Origin of the sequence: Peribacillus faecalis, assembly GCF_014712675.1 — a bacterium.
Lineage (GTDB): Bacteria > Bacillota > Bacilli > Bacillales > DSM-1321 > Bacillus_AD > Bacillus_AD faecalis.
Genome location: NZ_JACXSI010000026.1, coordinates 16,501 through 38,755 on the forward strand (window position 1 = coordinate 16,501; position 22,255 = coordinate 38,755).

Annotated in this window: 24 protein-coding genes; 14 read left to right on the forward strand and 10 right to left on the reverse strand. The window is 40.4% G+C overall.

Annotated elements, in window-relative coordinates; all coding sequences use genetic code 11:
- The first annotated feature begins 79 nt into the window (after positions 1 to 79).
- Positions 80 to 295, forward strand: coding sequence for a helix-turn-helix domain-containing protein (locus IEO70_RS11655; RefSeq protein ID WP_235973595.1), 216 nt, complete (start codon positions 80 to 82; stop codon positions 293 to 295).
- 401 nt (positions 296 to 696) lie between these two features.
- On the opposite strand, the gene IEO70_RS11660 is transcribed toward IEO70_RS11655, so the two are convergent.
- The 3 genes from IEO70_RS11660 to IEO70_RS11670 all read right to left on the reverse strand — a co-directional run bounded on the left by IEO70_RS11660 (position 697) and on the right by IEO70_RS11670 (position 3,857).
- On the reverse strand, positions 697 to 1,899 hold the full coding sequence (locus IEO70_RS11660; protein WP_190998555.1) for an MFS transporter: 1,203 nt from the start codon (positions 1,897 to 1,899) through the stop codon (positions 697 to 699).
- A 285-nt stretch (positions 1,900 to 2,184) separates the two neighbouring features.
- Positions 2,185 to 3,360 (reverse strand): aminotransferase, encoded by a 1,176-nt coding sequence (locus IEO70_RS11665; RefSeq protein ID WP_190998556.1) that lies wholly within the window; start codon positions 3,358 to 3,360, stop codon positions 2,185 to 2,187.
- Positions 3,357 to 3,857, reverse strand: coding sequence for an Lrp/AsnC family transcriptional regulator (locus IEO70_RS11670; RefSeq protein WP_190998557.1), 501 nt, complete (start codon positions 3,855 to 3,857; stop codon positions 3,357 to 3,359). The genes IEO70_RS11665 and IEO70_RS11670 overlap by 4 nt, the downstream gene beginning before the upstream one ends.
- Before the next feature lie 276 nt (positions 3,858 to 4,133).
- Between IEO70_RS11670 and IEO70_RS11675 the strand changes: the two genes are divergently transcribed.
- Entirely contained in the window at positions 4,134 to 5,303 is a 1,170-nt protein-coding gene (locus tag IEO70_RS11675; RefSeq protein ID WP_190998558.1) for a MalY/PatB family protein, read from the forward strand.
- Positions 5,304 to 5,492: 189 nt separating this feature from the next.
- On the opposite strand, the gene IEO70_RS11680 is transcribed toward IEO70_RS11675, so the two are convergent.
- Together IEO70_RS11680 and IEO70_RS11685 are read right to left on the reverse strand one after the other, a co-directional pair.
- Positions 5,493 to 6,017: a superoxide dismutase family protein gene (locus IEO70_RS11680; protein WP_190998559.1), complete on the reverse strand. Its 525-nt coding sequence runs from the start codon at positions 6,015 to 6,017 to the stop codon at positions 5,493 to 5,495.
- 64 nt (positions 6,018 to 6,081) lie between these two features.
- Complete coding sequence (locus tag IEO70_RS11685) at positions 6,082 to 6,288, reverse strand: hypothetical protein (RefSeq protein WP_190998560.1); 207 nt, start codon at positions 6,286 to 6,288, stop codon at positions 6,082 to 6,084.
- Positions 6,289 to 6,434: 146 nt separating this feature from the next.
- Between IEO70_RS11685 and IEO70_RS11690 the strand changes: the two genes are divergently transcribed.
- The gene (locus tag IEO70_RS11690) at positions 6,435 to 6,812 is read left to right on the forward strand and encodes a kinase-associated lipoprotein B (protein ID WP_190998561.1); all 378 of its coding nucleotides are present in this window, start codon (positions 6,435 to 6,437) and stop codon (positions 6,810 to 6,812) included.
- Positions 6,813 to 7,295: 483 nt separating this feature from the next.
- On the opposite strand, the gene kapD is transcribed toward IEO70_RS11690, so the two are convergent.
- Positions 7,296 to 7,916, reverse strand: coding sequence for a 3'-5' exonuclease KapD (kapD, locus tag IEO70_RS11695; RefSeq protein ID WP_190998562.1), 621 nt, complete (start codon positions 7,914 to 7,916; stop codon positions 7,296 to 7,298).
- A gap of 229 nt (positions 7,917 to 8,145) precedes the next feature.
- Between kapD and IEO70_RS11700 the strand changes: the two genes are divergently transcribed.
- Positions 8,146 to 9,999 (forward strand): transglycosylase domain-containing protein, encoded by a 1,854-nt coding sequence (locus tag IEO70_RS11700; protein ID WP_190998563.1) that lies wholly within the window; start codon positions 8,146 to 8,148, stop codon positions 9,997 to 9,999.
- 234 nt (positions 10,000 to 10,233) lie between these two features.
- On the opposite strand, the gene IEO70_RS11705 is transcribed toward IEO70_RS11700, so the two are convergent.
- Positions 10,234 to 10,791: a DUF5366 family protein gene (locus IEO70_RS11705; protein WP_190998564.1), complete on the reverse strand. Its 558-nt coding sequence runs from the start codon at positions 10,789 to 10,791 to the stop codon at positions 10,234 to 10,236.
- Between the two features lie 386 nt (positions 10,792 to 11,177).
- On the opposite strand from IEO70_RS11705, the gene IEO70_RS11710 reads away from it, so the two are divergent.
- The 8 genes from IEO70_RS11710 to IEO70_RS11745 all read left to right on the forward strand — a co-directional run bounded on the left by IEO70_RS11710 (position 11,178) and on the right by IEO70_RS11745 (position 17,583).
- Complete coding sequence (locus IEO70_RS11710; RefSeq protein WP_190998565.1) at positions 11,178 to 13,592, forward strand: Na+/H+ antiporter subunit A; 2,415 nt, start codon at positions 11,178 to 11,180, stop codon at positions 13,590 to 13,592.
- Positions 13,579 to 14,001, forward strand: coding sequence for a Na(+)/H(+) antiporter subunit B (locus IEO70_RS11715; protein WP_190998566.1), 423 nt, complete (start codon positions 13,579 to 13,581; stop codon positions 13,999 to 14,001). Before IEO70_RS11710 ends, IEO70_RS11715 begins: the two co-directional genes overlap by 14 nt.
- On the forward strand, positions 14,001 to 14,342 hold the full coding sequence (locus tag IEO70_RS11720) for a Na(+)/H(+) antiporter subunit C (RefSeq protein ID WP_190998567.1): 342 nt from the start codon (positions 14,001 to 14,003) through the stop codon (positions 14,340 to 14,342). Before IEO70_RS11715 ends, IEO70_RS11720 begins: the two co-directional genes overlap by 1 nt.
- Positions 14,335 to 15,813: a Na+/H+ antiporter subunit D gene (locus IEO70_RS11725; protein ID WP_190998568.1), complete on the forward strand. Its 1,479-nt coding sequence runs from the start codon at positions 14,335 to 14,337 to the stop codon at positions 15,811 to 15,813. The genes IEO70_RS11720 and IEO70_RS11725 overlap by 8 nt, the downstream gene beginning before the upstream one ends.
- A gap of 6 nt (positions 15,814 to 15,819) precedes the next feature.
- On the forward strand, positions 15,820 to 16,296 hold the full coding sequence (locus IEO70_RS11730) for a Na+/H+ antiporter subunit E (RefSeq protein ID WP_190998569.1): 477 nt from the start codon (positions 15,820 to 15,822) through the stop codon (positions 16,294 to 16,296).
- Between the two features lie 47 nt (positions 16,297 to 16,343).
- Entirely contained in the window at positions 16,344 to 16,586 is a 243-nt protein-coding gene (locus tag IEO70_RS11735; protein WP_407949193.1) for a Na(+)/H(+) antiporter subunit F1, read from the forward strand.
- Positions 16,564 to 16,911: a monovalent cation/H(+) antiporter subunit G gene (gene mnhG / locus IEO70_RS11740; protein WP_190998571.1), complete on the forward strand. Its 348-nt coding sequence runs from the start codon at positions 16,564 to 16,566 to the stop codon at positions 16,909 to 16,911. Before IEO70_RS11735 ends, mnhG begins: the two co-directional genes overlap by 23 nt.
- Positions 16,912 to 17,169: 258 nt before the next feature.
- Entirely contained in the window at positions 17,170 to 17,583 is a 414-nt protein-coding gene (locus IEO70_RS11745; protein ID WP_190998572.1) for a hypothetical protein, read from the forward strand.
- Between the two features lie 88 nt (positions 17,584 to 17,671).
- Here IEO70_RS11745 and IEO70_RS11750 read toward each other — a convergent pair whose 3' ends face one another.
- The gene (locus IEO70_RS11750; protein ID WP_190998573.1) at positions 17,672 to 19,171 is read right to left on the reverse strand and encodes a leucyl aminopeptidase; all 1,500 of its coding nucleotides are present in this window, start codon (positions 19,169 to 19,171) and stop codon (positions 17,672 to 17,674) included.
- A 201-nt stretch (positions 19,172 to 19,372) separates the two neighbouring features.
- Between IEO70_RS11750 and IEO70_RS11755 the strand changes: the two genes are divergently transcribed.
- Positions 19,373 to 19,846 carry a divergent PAP2 family protein gene (locus tag IEO70_RS11755; RefSeq protein ID WP_190998574.1) on the forward strand — a complete coding sequence of 158 codons (474 nt, stop codon included), beginning with the start codon at positions 19,373 to 19,375 and terminating at the stop codon, positions 19,844 to 19,846.
- Positions 19,847 to 19,915: 69 nt separating this feature from the next.
- Here the strand turns inward: IEO70_RS11755 and IEO70_RS11760 are convergent, their stop codons facing one another.
- Positions 19,916 to 20,503, reverse strand: a complete 588-nt coding sequence (locus IEO70_RS11760; RefSeq protein ID WP_190998575.1) for a 3D domain-containing protein — start codon at positions 20,501 to 20,503, stop codon at positions 19,916 to 19,918.
- Positions 20,504 to 20,647: 144 nt separating this feature from the next.
- Positions 20,648 to 20,971: a YuiB family protein gene (locus IEO70_RS11765; RefSeq protein ID WP_190998576.1), complete on the reverse strand. Its 324-nt coding sequence runs from the start codon at positions 20,969 to 20,971 to the stop codon at positions 20,648 to 20,650.
- Positions 20,972 to 21,159: 188 nt separating this feature from the next.
- On the opposite strand from IEO70_RS11765, the gene IEO70_RS11770 reads away from it, so the two are divergent.
- Positions 21,160 to 22,155, forward strand: a complete 996-nt coding sequence (locus IEO70_RS11770) for an NAD(P)/FAD-dependent oxidoreductase (RefSeq protein ID WP_190998577.1) — start codon at positions 21,160 to 21,162, stop codon at positions 22,153 to 22,155.
- Positions 22,156 to 22,255: the final 100 nt, after the last annotated feature.

The window sequence follows — 22,255 nt, forward strand, 5'->3', positions numbered from 1 at the left end:
GTTCATCTTTCCTCGTTACATACGTCTTTTATGCTGTTATAATATAAGTAATAACGGCATTTTTAGGAGGCGAATCACTTTGTCTAAAATCAGCGTAAATATTCGTAATTTTCGCGAAAGTAAAGGTATGTCCGTAGAAGAACTTGCTTTAAAAGTTCGCTGCGGGACGAAGACAATTGAGAATTATGAAAACGGGACAGCTACGCCTAACTTAGATACCATTTTAAAGATTTCCACAGCTTTGGATGTACCGGCTAATGAATTTTTGGACGAGAAAACACATAAACCTATTTAACCAATACTATGTGTCAAAGTTTCACATTATATAAAAGGAGAGGCCATTTCAAAATAGCCTCTCCTTTTTGTTGTTAAGTATAGATTTTGTTGAATGTATGCTTGGGCTACTCTTACACCTGCCATGCTCGGAGACCTACAAGATGTGGGTCATATCGGCGAAGACATGCGGACGTGGTGCCTTTAGCCGGTGTTCCTTTTACCTGCCTCCCCCAAGAAACCAAAAACGGGTTTCTCGTGTGGGGCTCTCACGATGAGAGTCACAGCGACGAAGATATGCGGACGTAGCATTCTTAGTCGCTGTTCCTTACTTGCGGGCCGGTTCCGCATGTCTCCTTTTTCATTGAAGAAAAATCAAGGAGAGAAATCAAAAATGGAAAAGGAGCAGTGACGATTTTTCTGTTACTCTAATTCTGTTTGTTTCGTTTCTTTCCCCAATAATCCAACGGCCAAAGCACCAATTAAAATAGTAATGCAAAATATTAAAAAGATACTTTCAGTTCCATAGTTGTCTGCAACAAGCGTACCTACCAGCATCGGGCCGAAAATTCCGCCCAGACGGCCGATACTCGCTGCCATTCCAGCACCTGTGCCTCTTATAATGCCCGGATATTGCTCAGGTGTATAAGCATATAGCGCTCCCCATGCTCCCAAATTAAAAAATGAAAGCAGTGCACCAAATAACACTAATGTTGATACAGACTCAGCCGCTCCAAAGAAGTATGCGCTGCCTGCTGTACCGACCAGATAAACAATGAGCACAATCTTTCTTCCTGCACGCTCAATGAGCCAAGCTACAGAAAAGTATCCCGGCAACTGCGCTAAAGTCATAATCATCACGTATTTGAAGCTATGTATTAAACTAAACCCCTTCATAACCATAACACTCGGAAGCCATAAAAACATGCCGTAATAGGAAAATACGACACAAAACCAAAGAATCCATAGCATCACAGTTTGCTTGCGGTACTTCGGAGCCCACACCATTGTAATTTGTTGCACAATAGAATGTCTTTTACCCTTTCTCGTTTTCGTAAACTGTGGTGAATCCGGCAATTTAAATCGTAAATATAAAGCATAAAAAGCTGGTATAGCACATAAAACCATAGCTGTTCGCCATCCATGGTCCGGAATGACAAAATAAGAAATCAACGCGGCAATAATCCAACCCGCCGCCCAGAAGCTTTCAAGCAGTACAACCATTTTCCCCCGTTCCTTTGCATCTACACTTTCTGAAACCAACGTTGATGCTACCGGAAGTTCACCGCCTAATCCCATTCCGATTAAAAAACGAAGTGCCAAAAATGCGCCTAGTGTTGTCGCTAAGGCAGAAAGACCACTGCCAACGGAAAATAGCAAAAGCGTTATAATGAATACATTTTTGCGACCAACACGATCAGCCATTATACCAAAAACAAAGGCGCCGACCATCATACCGATTGAGTTAATGCTCCCAATCAACCCTACTTGGCCGGAAGTGAGATTCCATTCTAATGCCAGAGCTGCAAGCACGAAAGATAATATACCGACATCCATCGCATCAAACATCCAGCCTAAACCTGAAATACCTAATAGTTTTCTTTTCGAGATATCCTGATTTCGCATCGTATATGTCCCTTCTTTTGAAAAAATAATTCGGCAGTATAAAAATTCAAATAAAGGTAATAATGAATAAAGAAGGCTTTTACTAATCCATTCGATTAGTATAGAAAACATGTTGCCGAATTGTTATGCTCCCCCAAACATTTCAATTGAAGCAATGTTTTCGAAGTATTCCCCCCTTTTTCAAACGAGGCTATCTCTGGAAGATGCCGTTCATCGCTTAACGCGATGCAGCAATCCTCTTAAAAGAGATAGCCTCGTCTTTTTTTCGGGGAAAATTACAAATCCTTATTTATTACCCTCTAATCGATCAAGAAAACGTCGGATTCGTTTTACCGCTTCTTGCAACTGCTCTAATGAAGAGGCGTAAGAAGCCCTTACGTGACCCTCCCCGCTTTCTCCAAAAACATTGCCTGGAACTACAGCGACCTTCTCTTCAAGCAGCAATCGTTCTGCAAACTCTTCTGATGAAAGCCCTGTACTTTTAATGGATGGGAAAGCGTAGAATGCACCACCTGGAATATGACACTCCAATCCTATGTCATTGAACGATTTAACGATATAATTACGTCTTGCACGATAGCTGCGGCGCATATCCTCGACATCATCCATACCATTTTTCAGTGCATCAATAGCAGCAAATTGCGCCATTGAATTAGCGCACATAATCGCATATTGATGAATTTTCAGCATCGCTTCTGCCAATTCTTTAGGTGCGCAGACAAAACCTAGACGCCATCCAGTCATAGCAAAAGCCTTCGAGAAGCCATTCATTACGACCGTACGCTCATGCATATCAGGAATAGAGGCAAAGCTTGCGAATTCATCATCATAAGCCAATTCGGCATAGATTTCATCAGAAAGCACAACAAGATCATGCTTCTTGACGACTTTCGCCAACGCCTCCAAATCTGAACGAGTCAATTGCGTCCCTGTCGGATTATTTGGAGAGCATATCAAAACCGCTTTTGTTTTCGGTGTGATTGCCTCTTCCAGCTCCTCCGGTGTCAGCTTGAAATCATTTTCTTTCTTTGTTGAAATCGGAACTGGCACCCCTCCTGCAAGAGTAACAAGCGGAGAATACGCAACGAAGTTCGGTTCAACAACAATGACTTCATCACCTGGATCAACTAATGCACGTAAAGCTATATCAAGTGCCTGACTTGCTCCTACTGTGACAATAATCTCATTGTTCGGGTCGTAATTAACACCGAATGATTTGTTCATATATTTCGAAATTTCTTGGCGAAGTTCCAAAAGTCCAGCATTTGCTGTGTATGATGTATATCCTTGTTCAAGAGAAGTAATTGCAGCTTCCCTTGCAGACCAGGATGTAACGAAATCAGGTTCGCCGACCCCTAAGGAAATAACGCCTTCCATCGTTGCGGCTAAATCAAAAAACTTTCTGATACCTGAAGGTTGAATGTCTTGAACAGCTTTGGACAAGTAACTTGTTTTAATCATGGTGACACCACAATTCTTTTATCTTCCTCGCCCTGCTCAAAAATGATACCGTCATGTTTATACTTTTTCAGTATAAAATGCGTTGTCGTTGACAGAACGGAATCCAATGTCGATAGTTTTTCTGAAACGAAGCTAGCCACTTCATTCATTGATTTAGCTTCTACAGTTACAGATAAATCATAAACACCAGACATTAAATATACAGATTGCACTTCTTTGTAACGGTAAATTCTTTTGGCAACCTCATCAAAGCCTACACCTCTTTTTGGTGTAACCTTCACATCAATCATTGCCGTAACGCCTTGATAATCGTCTACCTTAGCCCAATTGATGATGGTCATATATCGAACAATGACTTTCATTTCTTCTAGTTTTTTTAATGTCGCTTCCAAATCTTCTTGCGGCATATCTATCATCTTGGAAAGATCATTCACATCGATACGACCATTGTTTTCGATTAGTTTTAAAATTTCCATTTCTATTGTATTAAGATGCATAAACATCCCCCTATTCTTAGATAAACAAACACTATTCACCCATTATACCAAGATTCAAAAATAATGAAAAATGCTTTTTTTACGATAACTTTTTTTAATTAAATTAACGCGTTAATTGGTTTTATTTTTTGCTTTCTTATCAATTATTTTTCTCAGCATAATCAGTAATTAACTAATTATAATTTTTTCAAAAGTTTTTAAATAATTCAATTAATTAAACTTAAAATATGAAAATATTGTATGATAGATTAAATACATAATAAAGAAGGTGGAGAAATGAGCATCATCAATTTTGATCTAGAAATCAATAGAAAGGGCACAGCTTCTCTAAAGTGGGATTTGACAGAAGAACGTTACGGGGAAAAAGATTTACTGCCGATGTGGGTCGCCGATATGGATTTCGCATCTCCTGTTGAAATCGTTGAAGCTTTAACAAAGCGAGCTGCGCATCCTGTATATGGCTATACAGCCCCGACAGAAGCTGTCTATAATAGCGCAATCAATTGGATGAAAAATAAGCACAACTGGGAAATCCAAAAAGAATGGATTACATTCAGTGCTGGGGTCGTTTCCGGCTTTACGACAGCGATACTTGCTTATTCCGAGCCCGGAGATAAGGTGCTTATCCAAACACCCGTTTATACACCCTTTTTCGATAGCGTCAAAAGTAATGATCGCGTGCTCGTGGAAAATCAATTAAAGTATGAAGATAATACACTGAAAATTGACTTCGATTTGTTAGAAAGCCAATTGCAGGACGATGTAAAGCTATTCCTGTTATGTAGTCCTCATAATCCAGGCGGCATGGTCTGGACTAGGGAAGATTTACAAAAAATCGGGGAACTTTGCGTAAAATACAATGTCGTCATCATCTCGGATGAAATTCATGCTGATTTATGTTTGCCGGGTTTCACTCATTATCCGATCGCTTCATTGAGCGAAGACATTTCCAATGTGACTGTTACATTGATGGCGCCAAGCAAAACCTTTAATGTAGCTGGCATTCAAGCTTCTTTAATCATTTGCGAAAATAAAAAGTTGCAGCAAAAACTAAATCAAAAACAGCATCAGCTGGCATTTCACGGCTTGAACTTATTTGCTCTTGAAGTGATTACCGCTTCATACGACCATTGCAATTATTGGCTTGAGGAAGCTGTACAATACATTCAAAAAAACGTTGAAACTGTCCAAAAATTTGTTGAAGAAGAACTGCCTCACATAAAGATGATCGCCCCTGAAGCATCTTATTTGATATGGCTTGATTGCAGAGCGCTCGGTCTATCCGACCAGGAATTAAAGCAACAGTTAATTCAAAAAGGAAAAATCGCCGTTTCACCGGGTGTAAGCTACGGCAAAGGCGGAGAAGGCTTTATCCGCCTCAATGTCGGATGCACACATGCAACCGTTATTGAGGGCTTGAAACGCTTAAAGTTAGCTCTAACATAAAGAAAACTTGCCTTTGGCAAGCCTGATAAGGCGAAGGCAAGGGTCCAGTTGCACTTATACTATAGACATAAAATTAGCAACTGCGTGGATAATCCACTTCGATGCACCTTCCTATAGTGTAAGAAAAACTGTTACCGGTTCTTTTTCATATTTATCTAAAAGCAGCCGCTCAAGTTTTTGAGCGGCTTTTTATCGAACGACCTGTTTATCCTTACTGATTACACCGCATGCAATTCTTTCTCCTGAATTACCGGCAGGCTGACTCATCCCGTCATCCGCACCCGCATGAATAACGAGAGAAGTTCCATCCTTTGTGACAAGTGAATCTTTTCCTTCCTTCAATGTCACATTTGATTTCATTGTTCCCTTGTATGTACCTGATTCATCGACTGCCATATTCGGCAAATCCCCCAAATGAGCACCTTTATCGTTCAAAAGCCCATGCTCCGTTTGTTCAGGGTTAAAATGGTCTCCGGCTGAGACAAAATCCGGCGCCTCGCATAAGCCGACACTGTGAAAGTGAATCGCATGATTTCCGGGTGTTAAGCCATTTAAATCAAATGTCAATTCAACCCCATCTGCCTCCTCCGCGAGTTCAACCGTGCCGATTGAATCACCGTCTGCATTATACATGCCCACTTTAACTTTTGTCGGGTTTTCTTCTGAACATCCCGCCAAAAGCAGAAGTAAACATACTGATAGCCACTTTTTCATACTGTTCCTCCATTTTGCTTAGATGACTATCATTGTAACCGGCATAGGACGATTGCATACTAAATTATTGCATCTTCTTTTTTTTGCTTAAAAGCTCTTTTTCAAACTGTTTTGCTTTCTCTTCCTGTTTCTTGGAGTGCCTAACGATGTATCGCATTGTAAATATTGCTGCCAGCAGGAATATGCTTAAGGATATGACAGCAGGAATATATTCTGATTTATCTTCCGGAAAATATAAAAACATGCCTAGCGCATTACTCAGCAATTTCATCAAGTTTAGCCCCTCTCATTTGTAACATTTCAACAATTATACCATTTTTTACTATTATATAATAGATTTTAAGGCAGACGATTTGGCAAACTGATTAATCTGAAATATCATTCATACATGAAGGTTAAAGGAAGGAGATCCGTTTCATGGACTTAAAAATGAAGGATATTGTGACTGCTCATTATAAAACCGGCAAGTACATCGGCGAAATAACAAATGAAGGAGATTTGACATATTTAGTGAAGGTACTGGCAGTATTGAAACACCCGACACAAGGCGACCTCCATCATCCGAAGGAAGCAGATGTTATGCTTTTTCATACGAGACGTGCACTGGCTTTCCGCGAACAGATGAATGTTCCTAAAAAAATGGTCAAACCATTCGAAGGTGAAGTTCCAAGCTACACTAAATCGCTCCAAGATGCTGTAAACGAGCTAAAAGGGCAATTGACCATAGAGGACAGCGAGTGGCACAAAAAAAGTCTTGCAGCCATCACCGCATTAGAAGCCGATTACTTTAGTTAAGAAAAAACGTTACCGGTCCTTTTTCATTTTTGAATCCGCCTCTTGGATATGCTTCAATGAAAAAGGAGACATGCGGGAACCGAAATGCGGAAGGGGCCCGCAAGTAAGGAACAGCGACTAAGGACGCTACGTCCGCATATCTTCGTCGCTGTGACTCTCGTCCTGAGAGCCTCCGACCAGCATAAGACGAATCACGCAGGAAATTGACAAATTTCCGGAGTGATTTGGCTTATGACCTCGAGGGGCTGGCCGCTGCAGCTAGACAAGGACTAAGAAGGAACAGCAACTAAGAGCGCTACGTCCTGTAGCAACGTCGCTGTACTCTCGTCGTGAGAGCCCCACACGAGAAACCCGCCTTTGGTTTCTTGGGGGAGACAGCTTAGGACCAGGCATGGCAGGTGTAAGGTTAGACAGCTTTCCAGATTCAAAGATATATACTTTGAACAAATATAAAAGCCAAATTATCACATAATAATTTGGCTTTTATGCTAACTTATTAAATACTTTAGACAAATCAATTAAATCTCCAATTGTAGTCGGTTCATGCTTTTCCATGTATTTCTTATCTTTTGCGACAAGCTTGTAAATGTTGTACGTTGTCATCGCATCATCCAATGCGCGGTGATGCTTCCCGACACCGTCTTTACCATACTCCTTTACAGCCTTCCAAAGGCCTGTCTGATTTTGATCGCCAAAGAAGCGCTTATATTCCATCGCAAAATCAACTAACTCTGCATTGAAAGGAAAGTCCAGATTGTGAGCCTGGCAGTTTTGTTTCAAAACCTTCATATCCATATTGCCCCATGTAATGACCGATGTCGGCAAATGCGTACGATAAGATGACAGTTTGTCCACCAAATATTTAAATGAGACACCACTGTCTACACTTGATTGTTCAATTCCTAGAAAGTTCTTGCATCTCTCAGATAGGATCGGGAATTTTTCCGGACGGATGAATGCCGAATATTCATCAATAATTTGATCATTCACCACAACGATAGATCCCACTTCAATAATTTCCGGAAAAAACTTGCCATTCTTCACTTTTCCTTCTGGCATCGTAAATTCAAAATCAATAAAGATGTATTGATGATCCTTTTCCATATTGCTCCTCCTTTCTGACAAAAAGAATGTGAATATTTTTCTTCGCTGTCAAAATTATATCAGATAATTTACGTTATTTTCATATTTTCTTTCATATAACGTGAATCTTTATTTAGCTAGTATCTTATAGTTTATTGATTAATGCTCTTTCAGATTTGCAATCTCATGCCGAAATAAAAGATAGAATGAAATTTGTAATTAAATTAATACTGGAACAGGAAGTCATTTTATGCGAACTTTTTTTGGTTTTATATTATGTTTTGGCGCACTCTTAATTTTTGTTGTTTTTATTATTGGCTTTTCCGAGGAACTGCAGCAAGTGCAATCTCCACAAGCCTATATTTCAGAAAAGATAGATTTAAGTCATACGTCATTGCCGCAAATGAGCTATATAACTTCTGCCGATGGTCAGCTTATTTCTCAAATTGCCAATGAAGAGAAACGGATTAATTTAACAGGTGAGGAGATTCCACAGCTCTTGAAAGATGCATTTGTTATTGCCGAAGACCGGCAATTTTACGAGCATAAAGGTGTTGATTTTATAGCTGTCGGCCGTGCCATTATCAAAAATGTTGAAGCAGACGACATCGTACAGGGCGGGAGTACCATCACACAGCAACTGGCAAGAAACATATATTTAACTCATGAAAAATCATACAATCGAAAATTGTCGGAGCTTCTATACTCGCTGCAACTGGAGCGGCAATACAGTAAAGAAGATATTTTGGAGATGTATATTAATGCGATTTACTTCGGCAATGGTGTTTACGGTATTGAAGCTGCTTCACAATTTTACTTTAATAAAACAACTTCTTCCTTAACCGAAGGAGAGCTATTGTTTTTGGCTGCCATTCCGAATAACCCGAGCTTGTACGACCCGCTCGTGAACTATGAAAATACAAAAATGCGTCAAGAGAGGATAATCGATCAACTGCAATCGAAACTGGATATGGACGGGAAACAGGTCACAGAGATTAAAAGCGAGAACGTCACCATAAGCACAGGTAAAAAAATCGACTTGTATCCGGACTATGTTACCTACGTCGAACAGGAGCTTCGCCAGTTGATTGCCCGGAATGAAAATCTGACAGAAATTCTTGATAGCAATGATGAAAAAGCCCGTGGGAATGCTGAAGCTTCCCTAAATCAGAAAGTGACAGAAGTATTGGAATCAGGCGTAATCATTCATACAGCACTTGATTCAGCCCTGCAAAACAAAGCACAAAATGCCTTACAGCAGGGCTTGCCCTATCGTGATATAGAGGGAGCTGTAGCCGTTATACAGCATCATACGCATGAGCTTGTCTCTTTGCTTGGGGCAAAAACATATAAAAAATATTCTTTCCATCGCGGATTTCAAAGCTATCGCCAGCCTGGGTCTGCAATCAAACCATTGCTTGTTTATGCGCCATACTTGGAACGTACCGGCGCTTCCTTAAACAGTACGGTTAACGGTGCTGCCTTTTGCAGCGGCGACTATTGTCCGCAAAACTATGGAGGCGCAAGCATCGGAAACATTTCTTTAAAAAAAGCATTTATTCATTCCTATAATACGACAGCAGTTCGTCTGCTTTCTCAAAATGGCATTGACGAAAGCTTTTCCTATTTAAATCATTTCTCCTTTAAAAAAATAAGCGAAGAAGACTATCGTTTACCCACTGCACTTGGCGGCTTCGCATATGGGATGAGCCCACTGGAACTGACATCCGCTTACTCATCTTTTCAAGATGGATTCTATCAGCCGGCGCGATCAATCCGAATGATTACAGATTTAGAAGGAAATAAGCTTTATGAGTGGAATGATGAGCCCGTTCAAGTATGGAATGCTCAAACAGTCAGCAAAATGAGAAGTCTTATGAGTGCGGTTATAAAAGAAGGAACAGCAAGAAGCGCCAATTTTGCATCCGATGGTTACATCGGCGGCAAGACCGGAACGTCAAACGGTACAAAAGATCTTTGGTTTGTCGGATTAAATGCTGACTATACGACCGGGGTGTGGGTCGGTAAAGACAGACCGGGAAATATCGAATATGCCGGACAGCCTCAATTGATGATTTGGCGAAACATTATGAGTGGGCTATAGCAAAAGCGCAAGCGCCCCGTTTAGCACCGTATGAACTGGAGGCCACCGACCGAGATATAGGAAACACGAAGAACGACAGTGATTCGATGTTGACTTATCGAACGGAGGTTGCCGAAGGGCAATAGGTGCTGGGCGCTGGAGCTGGACGTCGATACACTTGTTTTAACATATCGGAGCCACTCGACAACCTCGAAAAATCCGTCCAATGCCGCAAAACAGCATTGGACGGATTTTTCAAATCGGCAGACTCCCCAATAGTCCGTTGTAAAATTTCAAGACAGTATAGCCTACAGCCAAAAGGAGTACTCCCCATGAAACTACTTGGAAAAATACAAAGCCAATCAGGCCTCCTGTCGATAAATAAAAGCTGGCTTTATATACAAGATAGGTAAAGGCCACCATCGTTGTAATAAAGAATACAAGGATTACAGCATAGATTGAGAAACTGCAGAAAACAGAGATCGCTCCCCCTCCGCAAAAAATGATTGATGTCATTCTGGCGCTTTTTAAGCTTTCACCATTCATTTCTTTAGAGAACAACAGCAAGGCTAATTGCAGAATAGTGTCTGATAACAGTTTCATAGCTGCAAGTATCATAAAAAACAAAATCAATATGATAAGCAGAAGCGTCATTTTAATTTCGGCTACAGAAAAAAACTCCTGCAATCCTATGTAAAGCCCGATTTGCTTAAAGATTATCACAATCTGATTTTCTGCATAAAGAGCAAAGGATGTGCTGAACAATATAATTGATATTAACGGAAAATAGCTTGTAAAGTACGTATTCCTCATCTTAACTCAATAATCCCCCATAATTCCCCCTAGATTCGCGTACATACCATGTTATTATGCATAATTTTCTGAAAAATAACAACATTGCCATTGCATCTTCTCTGCTCAAAATACGATATTTCACACTGCCAATTTTTTACTAACAAAAACTTTTTCACGAAAAGGACACATATTTCTTCTTATTTATTAGAACTCTGCAAGTCGGTTTATTCTATTAAAAACATTTATGCATCAGTATTCTATGTACGCTATAATAAAATTAGGATTTTTTTTGCTTGACATTTTATTCCTTAACATGAAAATCTCGACCTATTTAATAAGTCAAATTCATTGAATAATATTCACAGGGAATACTAGCAAAAACAATAAAAAATGAGGGGGATTGTATGTCTTTATTACATTGGGCCATTTTGTCGCCCTTCCTGCTGGCCATTATCATACCGCTCATGTACAAATATGCAAAACGTGTACATACAGGGTGGTTCGTACTTTGGTTGCCGCTTGTTCTTTTCATTTACTTCATCAGTAAAGTGACAAAGATCAGTAACGGTACAACAATAAGAGAAACGGTACAGTGGATCCCATCTTTGAATATCAATTTTGACGTAGTAATCGACGGTCTGTCATTATTATTCGCATTATTGATTACCGGAATTGGATCATTGGTCGTTCTCTATTCAATTTTCTACTTATCGAAGAAAAAAGAAAAACTACATAATTTCTATGTGTATTTATTGCTCTTTATGGGCGCTATGCTGGGCGTTGTCTTATCTGACAACTTGATTGTCCTTTACACCTTCTGGGAATTCACAAGTCTATCTTCTTTCTTATTGATTGGTTACTGGTATCACCGCGAACGTTCTCGCTATGGGGCGCAAAAATCCATGCTGATTACTGTGTTTGGCGGTTTGAGTATGCTTGGAGGTATTGTTCTTCTTTATGTAATGGGAGGAACATTCAGCATTAGAGAATTGATTGCTCAGGCTGGTACGCTTATCAACCACGATTTATTTATTGCCGCTGCCATCCTGATTTTATTAGGAGCTTTCACAAAATCCGCACAATTCCCATTCCACATTTGGCTTCCTGATGCAATGGAAGCACCAACGCCGGTCAGTGCCTACTTGCACTCTGCTACAATGGTCAAAGCCGGTCTATATCTTGTGGCACGCTTAAGTCCATTATTTGCAGCGGAAGGCATCTGGTTATGGCTGGTTGCAGGAATTGGTTTGCTGACCTTGGTCTGGGGTTCATTCTCAGCAATCAGACAAACGGATTTAAAGGGTATTTTAGCCTTTTCTACTGTCAGTCAACTGGGACTGATTATGTCGTTATTAGGTTTAGGAGCAGCCGCTCTGCATTACCCGATTGATGACAATATTTATATCGCTACAACTGTCGCAGCTGTTTTTCACCTGATTAACCATGCGACATTTAAAGGTAGCCTTTTCATGGTAGTCGGCATTGTCGATCATGAAACTGGCACACGCGATATCCGAAAGCTGGGCGGTCTGATGTCGCTTATGCCGATCACCTTTACAATTGCTGTAATAGGTGCATTCTCGATGGCCGGACTGCCGCCATTCAACGGCTTCTTGAGTAAAGAAATGTTCTTTACAGGCATGCTGTCTGTTCTGACACTTGATATTTTCAACTTTGAGACTTGGGGCGTACTTTTCCCTGTTTTTGCTTGGATCGCCAGTGTCTTTACGTTCACATACAGCATGATTATTGTCTTTAAGACATTCACCGGAAAATTGCAACCGGAAAAACTGGAGAAAAAACCGCATGAAGCACCTGTCGGTATGCTGATTTCTCCAATTATTTTGGCTGTGTTAGTCGTGGTTTTCGGTTTATTCCCGAATCTATTGACTGACTCAATCATCTTACCCGCTGCATCTGCTATTTTAGGTGATGCAATGCCGGCTGATTATCATATTCATATCAGTATGTGGCATGGCTTCCAACCGGAACTGTTTATGACAATTGGCGTTGTATTGCTAGGTATTATTCTTTATAAAACATGGCCGAAATGGAAAGTTGTTTACAAACCATTTACAGAGAAATGGTCATTCAACTCTCTGTACAACAATGGTCTAAAATACATGGAATACGGTTCTAATAAGTTGGCTGTCAACACAATGACAGGTTCAATCCGAAACTATCTTTTATATATCTTTTTCTTCCTGATTGTTTCATTAGGGTTCACGTTATTTTGGAAAGATGCCTTTTCGATTAGTCTCGACAATACGGCACCAATTGGCTTTTACGAATTAGTGCTCGCTGTCATCATCTCGATTGGAGCAATTTCGATTCTATTCGTGAAATCCCGACTAACTTCAATTATTGTGTTAGGTTCAGTCGGCTACACGGTTTCATTATTCTTCGTCTTGTTCAGAGCGCCTGATTTAGCTTTGACTCAATTAGTTATTGAAACAGTTTCGACTGCGTTATTCCTATTATGCTTCTATCACCTTCCGGAAAACTTCCGCAAGGAGGAGCGCATCCGCTTCAAGTTGACTAACTTCATGATTTCTCTTGGAGTCGGTGTCGTTGTTACATTAATTGCTTTATCGGCAAGTAGCACAAAACTATTTGACTCGATTTCACAATACTATGTAGACACAACGTATACAGAAGCCGGCGGTCAAAACATGGTGAACGTCATCCTTGTTGACTATCGCGGACTCGATACAATGTTCGAAATTACAGTGCTGGGATTAGCAGCTCTAGGTATTTACGGCATGATTAAATTAAGACTGACAAAGCAAGGAGGGAAAAAAGCGAATGAAAACAAATGATGTGATTTTACAGACGGCCACTAAAGTGGTTTCGTTAGTCATTGTTCTCTTTTCTATTCGCCTATTCTTTTCCGGGCATTATTATGCTGGGGGAGGCTTTGTTGGAGGATTAATGACTTCTGCTGCAATCGTTTTGATTATGGTTGCTTATGATATGAAGACGGTACGCGCAATGCTGCCGATCAACTATCGTATTTTGATTGGAGTCGGCTTATTGACAGCCGTCTCAACGGGATTAATTGCCGTTTTCCAAGGTGATCCTTTCCTGACTCATTATTACGGCTACTTCGATTTGCCGATTTTAGGGAAAACCTCCTTGCATACAGCTGCCTTATTTGACTTAGGTGTGTATCTGGTCGTTGTAGGCGTAACGATGACGATTATACAGAGCATAGGGGAGAGTGAATAATGGAAATTTTAATGGCTGTTGTTATCGGTATCCTTTTTATGTGCGCCACTTACTTAATGCTTTCGAAAAGTATATTGCGCATTATTATTGGGACTGGCTTATTGAGCCACGGAGCCCATTTGTTGATATTAACAATGGGCGGTTTGAAACGAGGAGCTGTTCCTCTCTTGGGCGAACATGCTGATTCATATGTAGACCCTTTGCCCCAGGCTTTAATTTTAACAGCAATTGTTATTAGCTTTGGTGTTACATCCTACTTTCTTGTATTGGCTTACAGAACGTATCAAGAGCTTGGGACAGACAACATGGATTTATTGAGAGGAAATGAATCAAATGAATAATATGGTTATCTTTCCTATACTGTTGCCGTTTATCTCAGGCATATTATTATTGTTTTTCCGTAATCTGAAAGTCCAAAAGACATTTTCAGTCCTTTCGCTTTCAGCCAGCACTTTACTTGCGCTGTATTTGATTGCGGATGTCTACACAAACGGTATTCGCACACTCGATGTAAGTAATTGGGCGGCTCCTTTCGGTATTACAATTGTCGCAGACATGCTTTCGTCAATTCTTGTATTGACGACGAATATCATCGCTTTATGTGTCGTTATTTACTCGTTCAATTCAATTGGAAAAGAAAGAGAGAAGTTTTACTACTACCCAGTTTTCCAAATGCTATTAATCGGCGTGAACGGTGCATTTTTAACAGGAGATATTTTTAACCTTTTCGTATTTTTCGAGGTTATGCTGATGTCTTCTTATGTGCTGCTAGTTCTTGGCGGCACGAAGATTCAGCTTCGCGAAACAATCAAATATATTTTGGTGAATGTCATTTCATCAGCTTTATTCGTTATTGCGGTCGCTTATCTGTATTCCGTTGTCGGCACATTGAACATGGCTCATCTTTCTGAGCGTATCGCTGAAATCGGACAGCCGGGCATCATTACGGTAATTGCCGTTCTATTCCTGATTGTATTCGGGTTGAAAGGTGCGGTATTCCCGCTATTCTTCTGGCTTCCGGGCTCTTACTATGCAGCACCGGCACCGGTTCTTGCGCTATTCGGAGCATTATTGACGAAGGTCGGCGTTTACTCAATTACCCGCACATATACTTTGATGTTCTATCATGACACAGATTATACGCATACTTTATTATCTTGGATTGCCATTGCGACAATCATCATCGGTGTCATAGGCGCAATTGCATACTGGGATATTAAAAAAATCGTTATTTATAACATCATCATCGCTGTCGGCGTCATTGTGTACGGCGTATCATTGTTCAATGAGGCAGGCACAAATGGAGCAGTTCTTTATTTAGTGCACGACATGATCATTAAGGCGGCGCTGTTCTTATTAATCGGCATTATGGCGAAAATAGCCGGCACGAGTGATTTACGTAAAATGAGCGGTTTGATTAAAGAATTCCCGGTTGTCGGCTGGACATTTTTCGTTGCGGCAATCTCATTAGCGGGCATTCCGCCTTTAAGCGGGTTTGCCGGCAAATTACTGATTGTTCAAGGATCCATTGAAGCTGGCGATTATTTTGGCACTTTCATCATCCTTGGCTCAAGCTTAATTGTGCTTTACTCAATTATGAAAGTATTTATTAACGGCTTCTGGGGAGTTCCAATGAAGATTGAAAACAAGCAAACGAAAACGGTCAATATGTTACTTGTGCCAGCTATGGTGCTCGTCGCAATTTCATTGGCTTTCGGTCTTGGATTAGAAAAACTATTGCCATACTTCTCGCAAGCTACCGAAACATTAATGAATCCGGATTTATATATTGATGCGGTGTTAAAGGAGTGATGTGAAATGGCTTTTCAAATATTATTAAATGTTGTCTTAGCCTTAGTATGGATGTTCTTATCACATTCTTATAACCCTTCATCTTTTATAGTTGGATATTTACTAGGGATATTATTATTGCTGGGCTTCCGCAAATTTTTCAATTCAAGATTCTATATGCAAAGAGTATGGGCTGTCATCAAGCTATTCTTCCTGTTCATTAAAGAATTGATCATGGCTAATATTTCTGTATTGAAGGTTATCCTTAAGCCAAAGCTTGATATGAAGCCAGGCATTTTCGCTTTAGAAACAGAGCTGAAAAACCCGTGGGAAATCACACTACTTGCCAATCTGATTACTTTGACACCGGGTACGCTTGTCATTGATGTATCAGATGATAACAAAGTGCTATATATCCATGCCATGGATATTAATGATGTGCAATCAGACATTGATGCTATTAAAAATTCATTCGAGAAGGCAATCATGGAGGTGAGCCGCTAATGTTTAACTTTGTAATTACATTTGCTCTTGTGCTGATCTCACTTTCGATGCTCGCTTTAATTTACCGAGTAATCAAAGGCCCTTCAATTCCTGACCGCGTGATTGCCCTTGATGCACTCGGCGTCAACTTGATTGCTGTCATCGCACTCATTTCGATTGTATTGGATACATACGCCTTTCTTGAGGTAATCCTATTGCTTGGTATTTTAGCTTTCATCGGAACGGTGTCGATGGCGAAATTTTTAGAGAAGGGAGAGATTATCGAAGATGACCGAAATAGAAATCAGTAAAATCATCGTTGGTCTGCTCGTGCTGTTGGGTGCATTTTTAAGCGCTGTTTCTGCCTTCGGTATCATTAGACTCCCGGACGTATACACTCGCAATCATGCTGCTTCAAAAAGCGCCACTCTTGGCGTTATAAGCGTCATGCTTGCTGCATTTATATACTTCTACGCTGAGCATGGCCATTTTAATTCCCGTGTGATTCTTGGGATTCTGTTCGTCTTTTTCACAGCACCTGTTTCAGGTCATTTAATCAGTCGGGCAGCTTATAACTCTGGTGTGAAATTATGGGATAAAAGTGTTCGTGATGATTTAAAAAATAAGAAAAAATAATGTAAAAAAGAGGTTATCCTTTAGATGGATAACCTCTTTTTTACATGTCTGAGACTCTGTGTCAACAGAAAGGGCACAGACACTTCACTTTTGTTGTTTTGATCGAGACATATTAAGTGTAAATCTATACGTCTAACTGAGAAACCCAGCACCTGTCAAAACTGGACAGTAGCCCCAAATAGAAGGGACAACTATCATCATTACCTGTTCCTCATAAGATGAAGTAAATAACATCCTCTTCAGAGAAAGGAGATTACGATGAACCAACACTTTAACTATCATTATGGGCATTATCCATATACTTATTACAGACAGCAGGCGCCGAATCCCTCACAACCAGCACAACAGCAGCCCGGTTCCAATGACGTTCTGCCGGAAGTTAATCCGGAGGTCTTCATTGAATCCTCCCGAAAGGTTAGGGACTTATTAACCGATGCCGTGTCTATATCCGATCAGTTGATTAAAACTAATGTCGGCCGACAAATTCAGGAAGCTGCCCAAAAAAACGACACTGCAACCATTTACAGACTATTGAACGCCATCGGTATGAAGAACAATATCCATGTTTCTTACACTCCTCACAGCATTATTATCACGGTTACCCCTCCTAATCCAACAAGTACCCTTCAAACAACTGTGACTTTGCAAATGGTTTGGAATGCAGCTTTCTAAGAAAGAGACTGTCTCAAAGTTAATGGTCTAGAGACAGTCTCTCCGCTTGTCTATGATAAAGTGCCGGACAGTTCAGCTAACTTTTCTCTTATGAAGAAAAATCAACAACCAGCTGTGCCAACGTTTTCGCCATCACACCTGTAGCACCATGCGTATGCAGGCTTGAGCTTTTTTTAGAAACAGAAGTGCCAGCAATATCAAGATGTACCCATGGCGTATTTTCCGCAAATTCGCCGACAAAAGCAGCACCCATAATCGCATGACCTTCGCGTCCGGGTGAATTGTTCAAATCGGCAATTTTACTTCCTCTGACTCTTTCGCGGTCTTTCGCTGTAATAGGCAGCTGCCACATCGGCTCTCCGCTCTTCTCTGACGCTCTTTTTACTTTCTTAAGAAATTCATCGTTATTTGTAAACACACCTGTCATCTCATTACCGAGTGCAACAATAACGCCCCCTGTTAGCGTTGCAACATCAACCAGGTAATCCGCTCCATGCTGCTTCGCATACGTTACAGCATCTGCAAGCACTAAACGGCCTTCGGCATCCGTATTCAGCACTTCAATTGTTTTTCCGCTTAATGAAACGATGACATCATCTGGCTTAAACGCTTCGGCACTAACGACATTATCAGTCGAAGCAATGACTGCCACTACATTTTGCTCTGGCTTCAGTTCGCCGATGACTCGCATTGCGCCCAAGACTGCCGCCGCACCGCCCATATCCGTTTTCATGCCGACCATGCTTTCGCGCGGCTTTAAGGAATATCCGCCTGTATCATACGTAATCCCCTTGCCGACAAGTCCGATTACATCCTTCCATTCCGATTTCCCTTGATATTTCAGCACAATCATCGCAGGAGGCTCAACTGAACCTTGGTTGACAGCAAGAAGAGCACCCATACCAAGACGCTCCATCTCTTCTTTATTCAGCACTTCTAATTCGAATTGGTATTGATTAGCCAACTCTTTCGCATACTCCGCCATCTTTGTTGCCGTCAAAATATTAGGAGGCAAATTAACCAAAGTGCGCGCATAATTTGTCCCTGAACCATAAATCGCTCCTAGGTGAGCGTTCTCTTGCAATAACGCTGTCTTGCCGCTTTCGGACAGCAAAGTGATTTCCTTAATTTCAACCGGCGCTTTTATATTATTTTGCTTGTAGCCGTCGAAAGTGTAGAGTGAAAGCATGTATACTTCTCCAAGTAACTGTGCCGCTCTTTCAAGCGGTATATTCGCTCCTGCCAAAGAATCCAAATCAATTGAAACTTGGTTCAACCGTAGCTCTTTCACTTTTCTGAAAGCCATTCCTAAAGCTTCTTTCCAGTCTTCCTCCGTCACTTGATTTTCTCTGCCAAAGCCAATCACAATAATTCTCTTTGTCATCACTTTTCCAAGCGTATGTATCAGCGTAATTGATTTCTTCGAATCAGAAATATCCCCGCTTTTAATAAGCTGTGAAATATGTTGATCCATTGCTTCATCACAAGCAGCAAGCACTCCGCTTAGTGGATTTCCCGGCTTATGAAGCCCGACAATCAAACACTCATTACTCATTTCTCTATTCCATTGCGTTTGCATTGAAAACATACATATCCTCTCCAATCATCATGTAAGCGTTAATATTTTTTCTTTTCTAATGATTCGTTCAATATTATTATAGTAGCATTTCTTTTATTAGATGCGATATTTAACTTAAAATACATATTATTTTAATGCTTGAGTGGTAGAATATAGGTAAATGAAGATTTTACATTTGTGGCGCAATCTAAATTTAAAGAAGGTGAGCACATGAGTGAAATATGGAATTTCCCGATAATCGCCTCTCTTATTGCGATATTTTTTGCTCAATTTATTAAGGTTCCCATTAATTTCATCGCCAGCAAAAAATTTGATTGGTCTTTATTAACAAGCACCGGCGGCATGCCAAGTTCTCACTCAGCAGCTGTAACAGCGCTGACAACAGCAATTGGCATCGAAGCAGGTGTTAACTCCCCAGTATTTGCTGTAGCGACCATTTTCGCGATCATCACAATGTTTGATGCGACCGGTGTGCGTCGACAAGCTGGCGAACAAGCAGCAGTATTAAATCAATTAGTGAAAGACTTCCATACTTTTATTGAAGAAGCTAAAAATTGGCAGGAACAGGAAGAGAAAAAGAAACAGAAGATGTTGAAGGAATTGCTCGGCCATAAACCGATTGAAGTGTTTTTCGGAGCATTGACAGGCATCATCATTGCTTTTGTCGTTTATTCTTTCTTGTAAAATGTTTAATGCTCGTTTCCCGCTTTCCCCTAAGCAGCGAAAGCGGGAATAATATAGCGGCCGGCAAATTTATTTTTCTTGTTTCTTAGTGAACTGTTGGCGAAAAACTTGCATCTCTTCATCCTCGTTTAAAGCAGTCAACTGTTCCTCCGAAAGCGAGCCATTACCCTTTTGAATAATATAGACATCCAGTTCCTTTTTGCCCCACTCGGAATAAACATCTTCGACTGTTTCGTAGTATAGATCAAGATGATGGCCTTTAATAGCGCCACCCTTATCTGCTACAACTCCATAGCCGTAACCGGGGATCCAAAGGATTGTACCTAAAGGGAAGATATTAAGATCCGCTGCAATTGTTGAATATAAGTCCCGTTTCACTTTTACACCGGAGTATGTAATGCCATAGGCAGGATGATTCAATGTTTTGCCTGTTGATTCTTCACCCGCAGTATAACCTGTGGCGATCACTCTTGCTTTCTCATATTTTGTCAGACTATAGCCTTCCTCAATCGCCTGCACACTCTTTTGCAATGAGGAAAGCCTCTCATCATCCGAGTCGGCTTTCACGCCTGTTATCTGATAAAAAGTTGATTCTAAAGCTAATATTATAAGTAAAGATATTAAAGTCTTTTTCACCATTCGTTTTAATGTCGGCATCTTGATTCCACTCCTCTCGATGTATAGTCTTTTCCATCAGGCAAATAAAATATTCAGCCTGCTTCAGTATAAGCGTCGAATGATTAGATAACCTTATTATCCCAAAAATAAAAACCACAGCTTGGATTCGCCGTGGATTAATCATTAAAACATTTGATAGCCTTTTTTTCTTAACATTTTGATTGTAATTCCGGAAGCAATAGCTCCGATAAAACCGCTGCTCAATATAACGATGTCCGCAACAGCTAAATTGATGAAATTGTCACCGATTTGACCGAACGTCGCAGAGGGGTTTTTCACGTATTGAATCAGCTTAGCATTGTTAATTATGTAAATTGCTACAAGCGGAAAAAGAACTGCCATAATCCACGATGAACGAAATAACATGTTCAACAAAAAACCAATTCCGAAGAAAAGCACTAAAAATAGAACGATCGATATTATAAACGATGGTATTGACAATGGCATTTTACAAAGTACACCTCCTTGAAGTTCCCATTTCAAGTGTACTGAACAAGCAATAATCAGTCAATTAGGATTATTATAATTAATTGAATTTTTCCCAAAATATAACTTATTCTAATCTTAATAGGATGAGCTATATATGGTAAAATGAAACTTAGATTGTGTAACTATTCGCTTAAGGGGGCTTTATTATGAATGAAGATCAAAAAGTGTATGACATTACTATTATCGGCGGAGGACCAACAGGCTTATTTACGGCCTTTTACGGCGGAATGAGACAGGCCTCCGTTAAGATTATCGAAAGTTTGCCCCAACTTGGCGGACAGCTTTCTGCACTATATCCTGAAAAGTATATTTATGATGTAGCCGGCTTCCCAAAGATAAGAGCACAAGAATTGGTTAATAACTTGAAAGAACAGATGGCCAAGTTTGAACCGACTGTTGTTTTAGAAGAGGCTGTCGAGCAGCTAGAACGATTAGAAGACAATACCTTTAAGCTTACTACCTCTAAGGGTGTACACTATACAAAAGCTATCATCATTACGGCTGGAAACGGAGCTTTCCAACCTCGTCGCCTGGAAGTGGAGAATGCTACGCAATATGAGAAGGCTAATCTTCACTACTTCGTTGATGATCTCAATAAATTTGCTGGTCAAAAGGTTGTTATTTGTGGTGGAGGAGACTCTGCAGTTGACTGGGCATTAATGTTGGAGAATATCGCTGAGAAAGTGTATATTGTTCACCGCCGCGATAAATTCCGCGCTCACGAGCACAGTGTTGAAAACTTACATAATTCCAAAGTTGAGGTCAAAACACCTTACATTCCTTCTGCTGTCATCGGAGATCAAGAAAAGATCCAACAAATTGAATTAGAGCATGCCTCTACTGGAGAAAAAGAAATTATTGATTTAGATGCGCTGATTGTCAACTTCGGATTCATTTCATCACTTGGGCCTATCAAAAATTGGGGTCTTGAAATCGAAAAAAATTCGGTTGTTGTCAATTCCAAGATGGAAACAAATATTGCTGGCATATATGCAGCAGGTGATATATGCACATACGAAGGAAAAGTAAAACTTATCGCCTGCGGGTTCGGGGAAGCGCCCATTGCAATCAATAACGCTAAATCCTATATCGATCCGAAAGCAAAAGTCCAACCATTACATAGCACGTCTATGTTTAAATAAGAACAAAAGCGCAAGCGCCCTGTTTAGCACCGTATGAACTGGAGGCCGCCGACCGAGATAAAGGAAACACGAAGAACGACAGTGATTCGATGTTGACTTA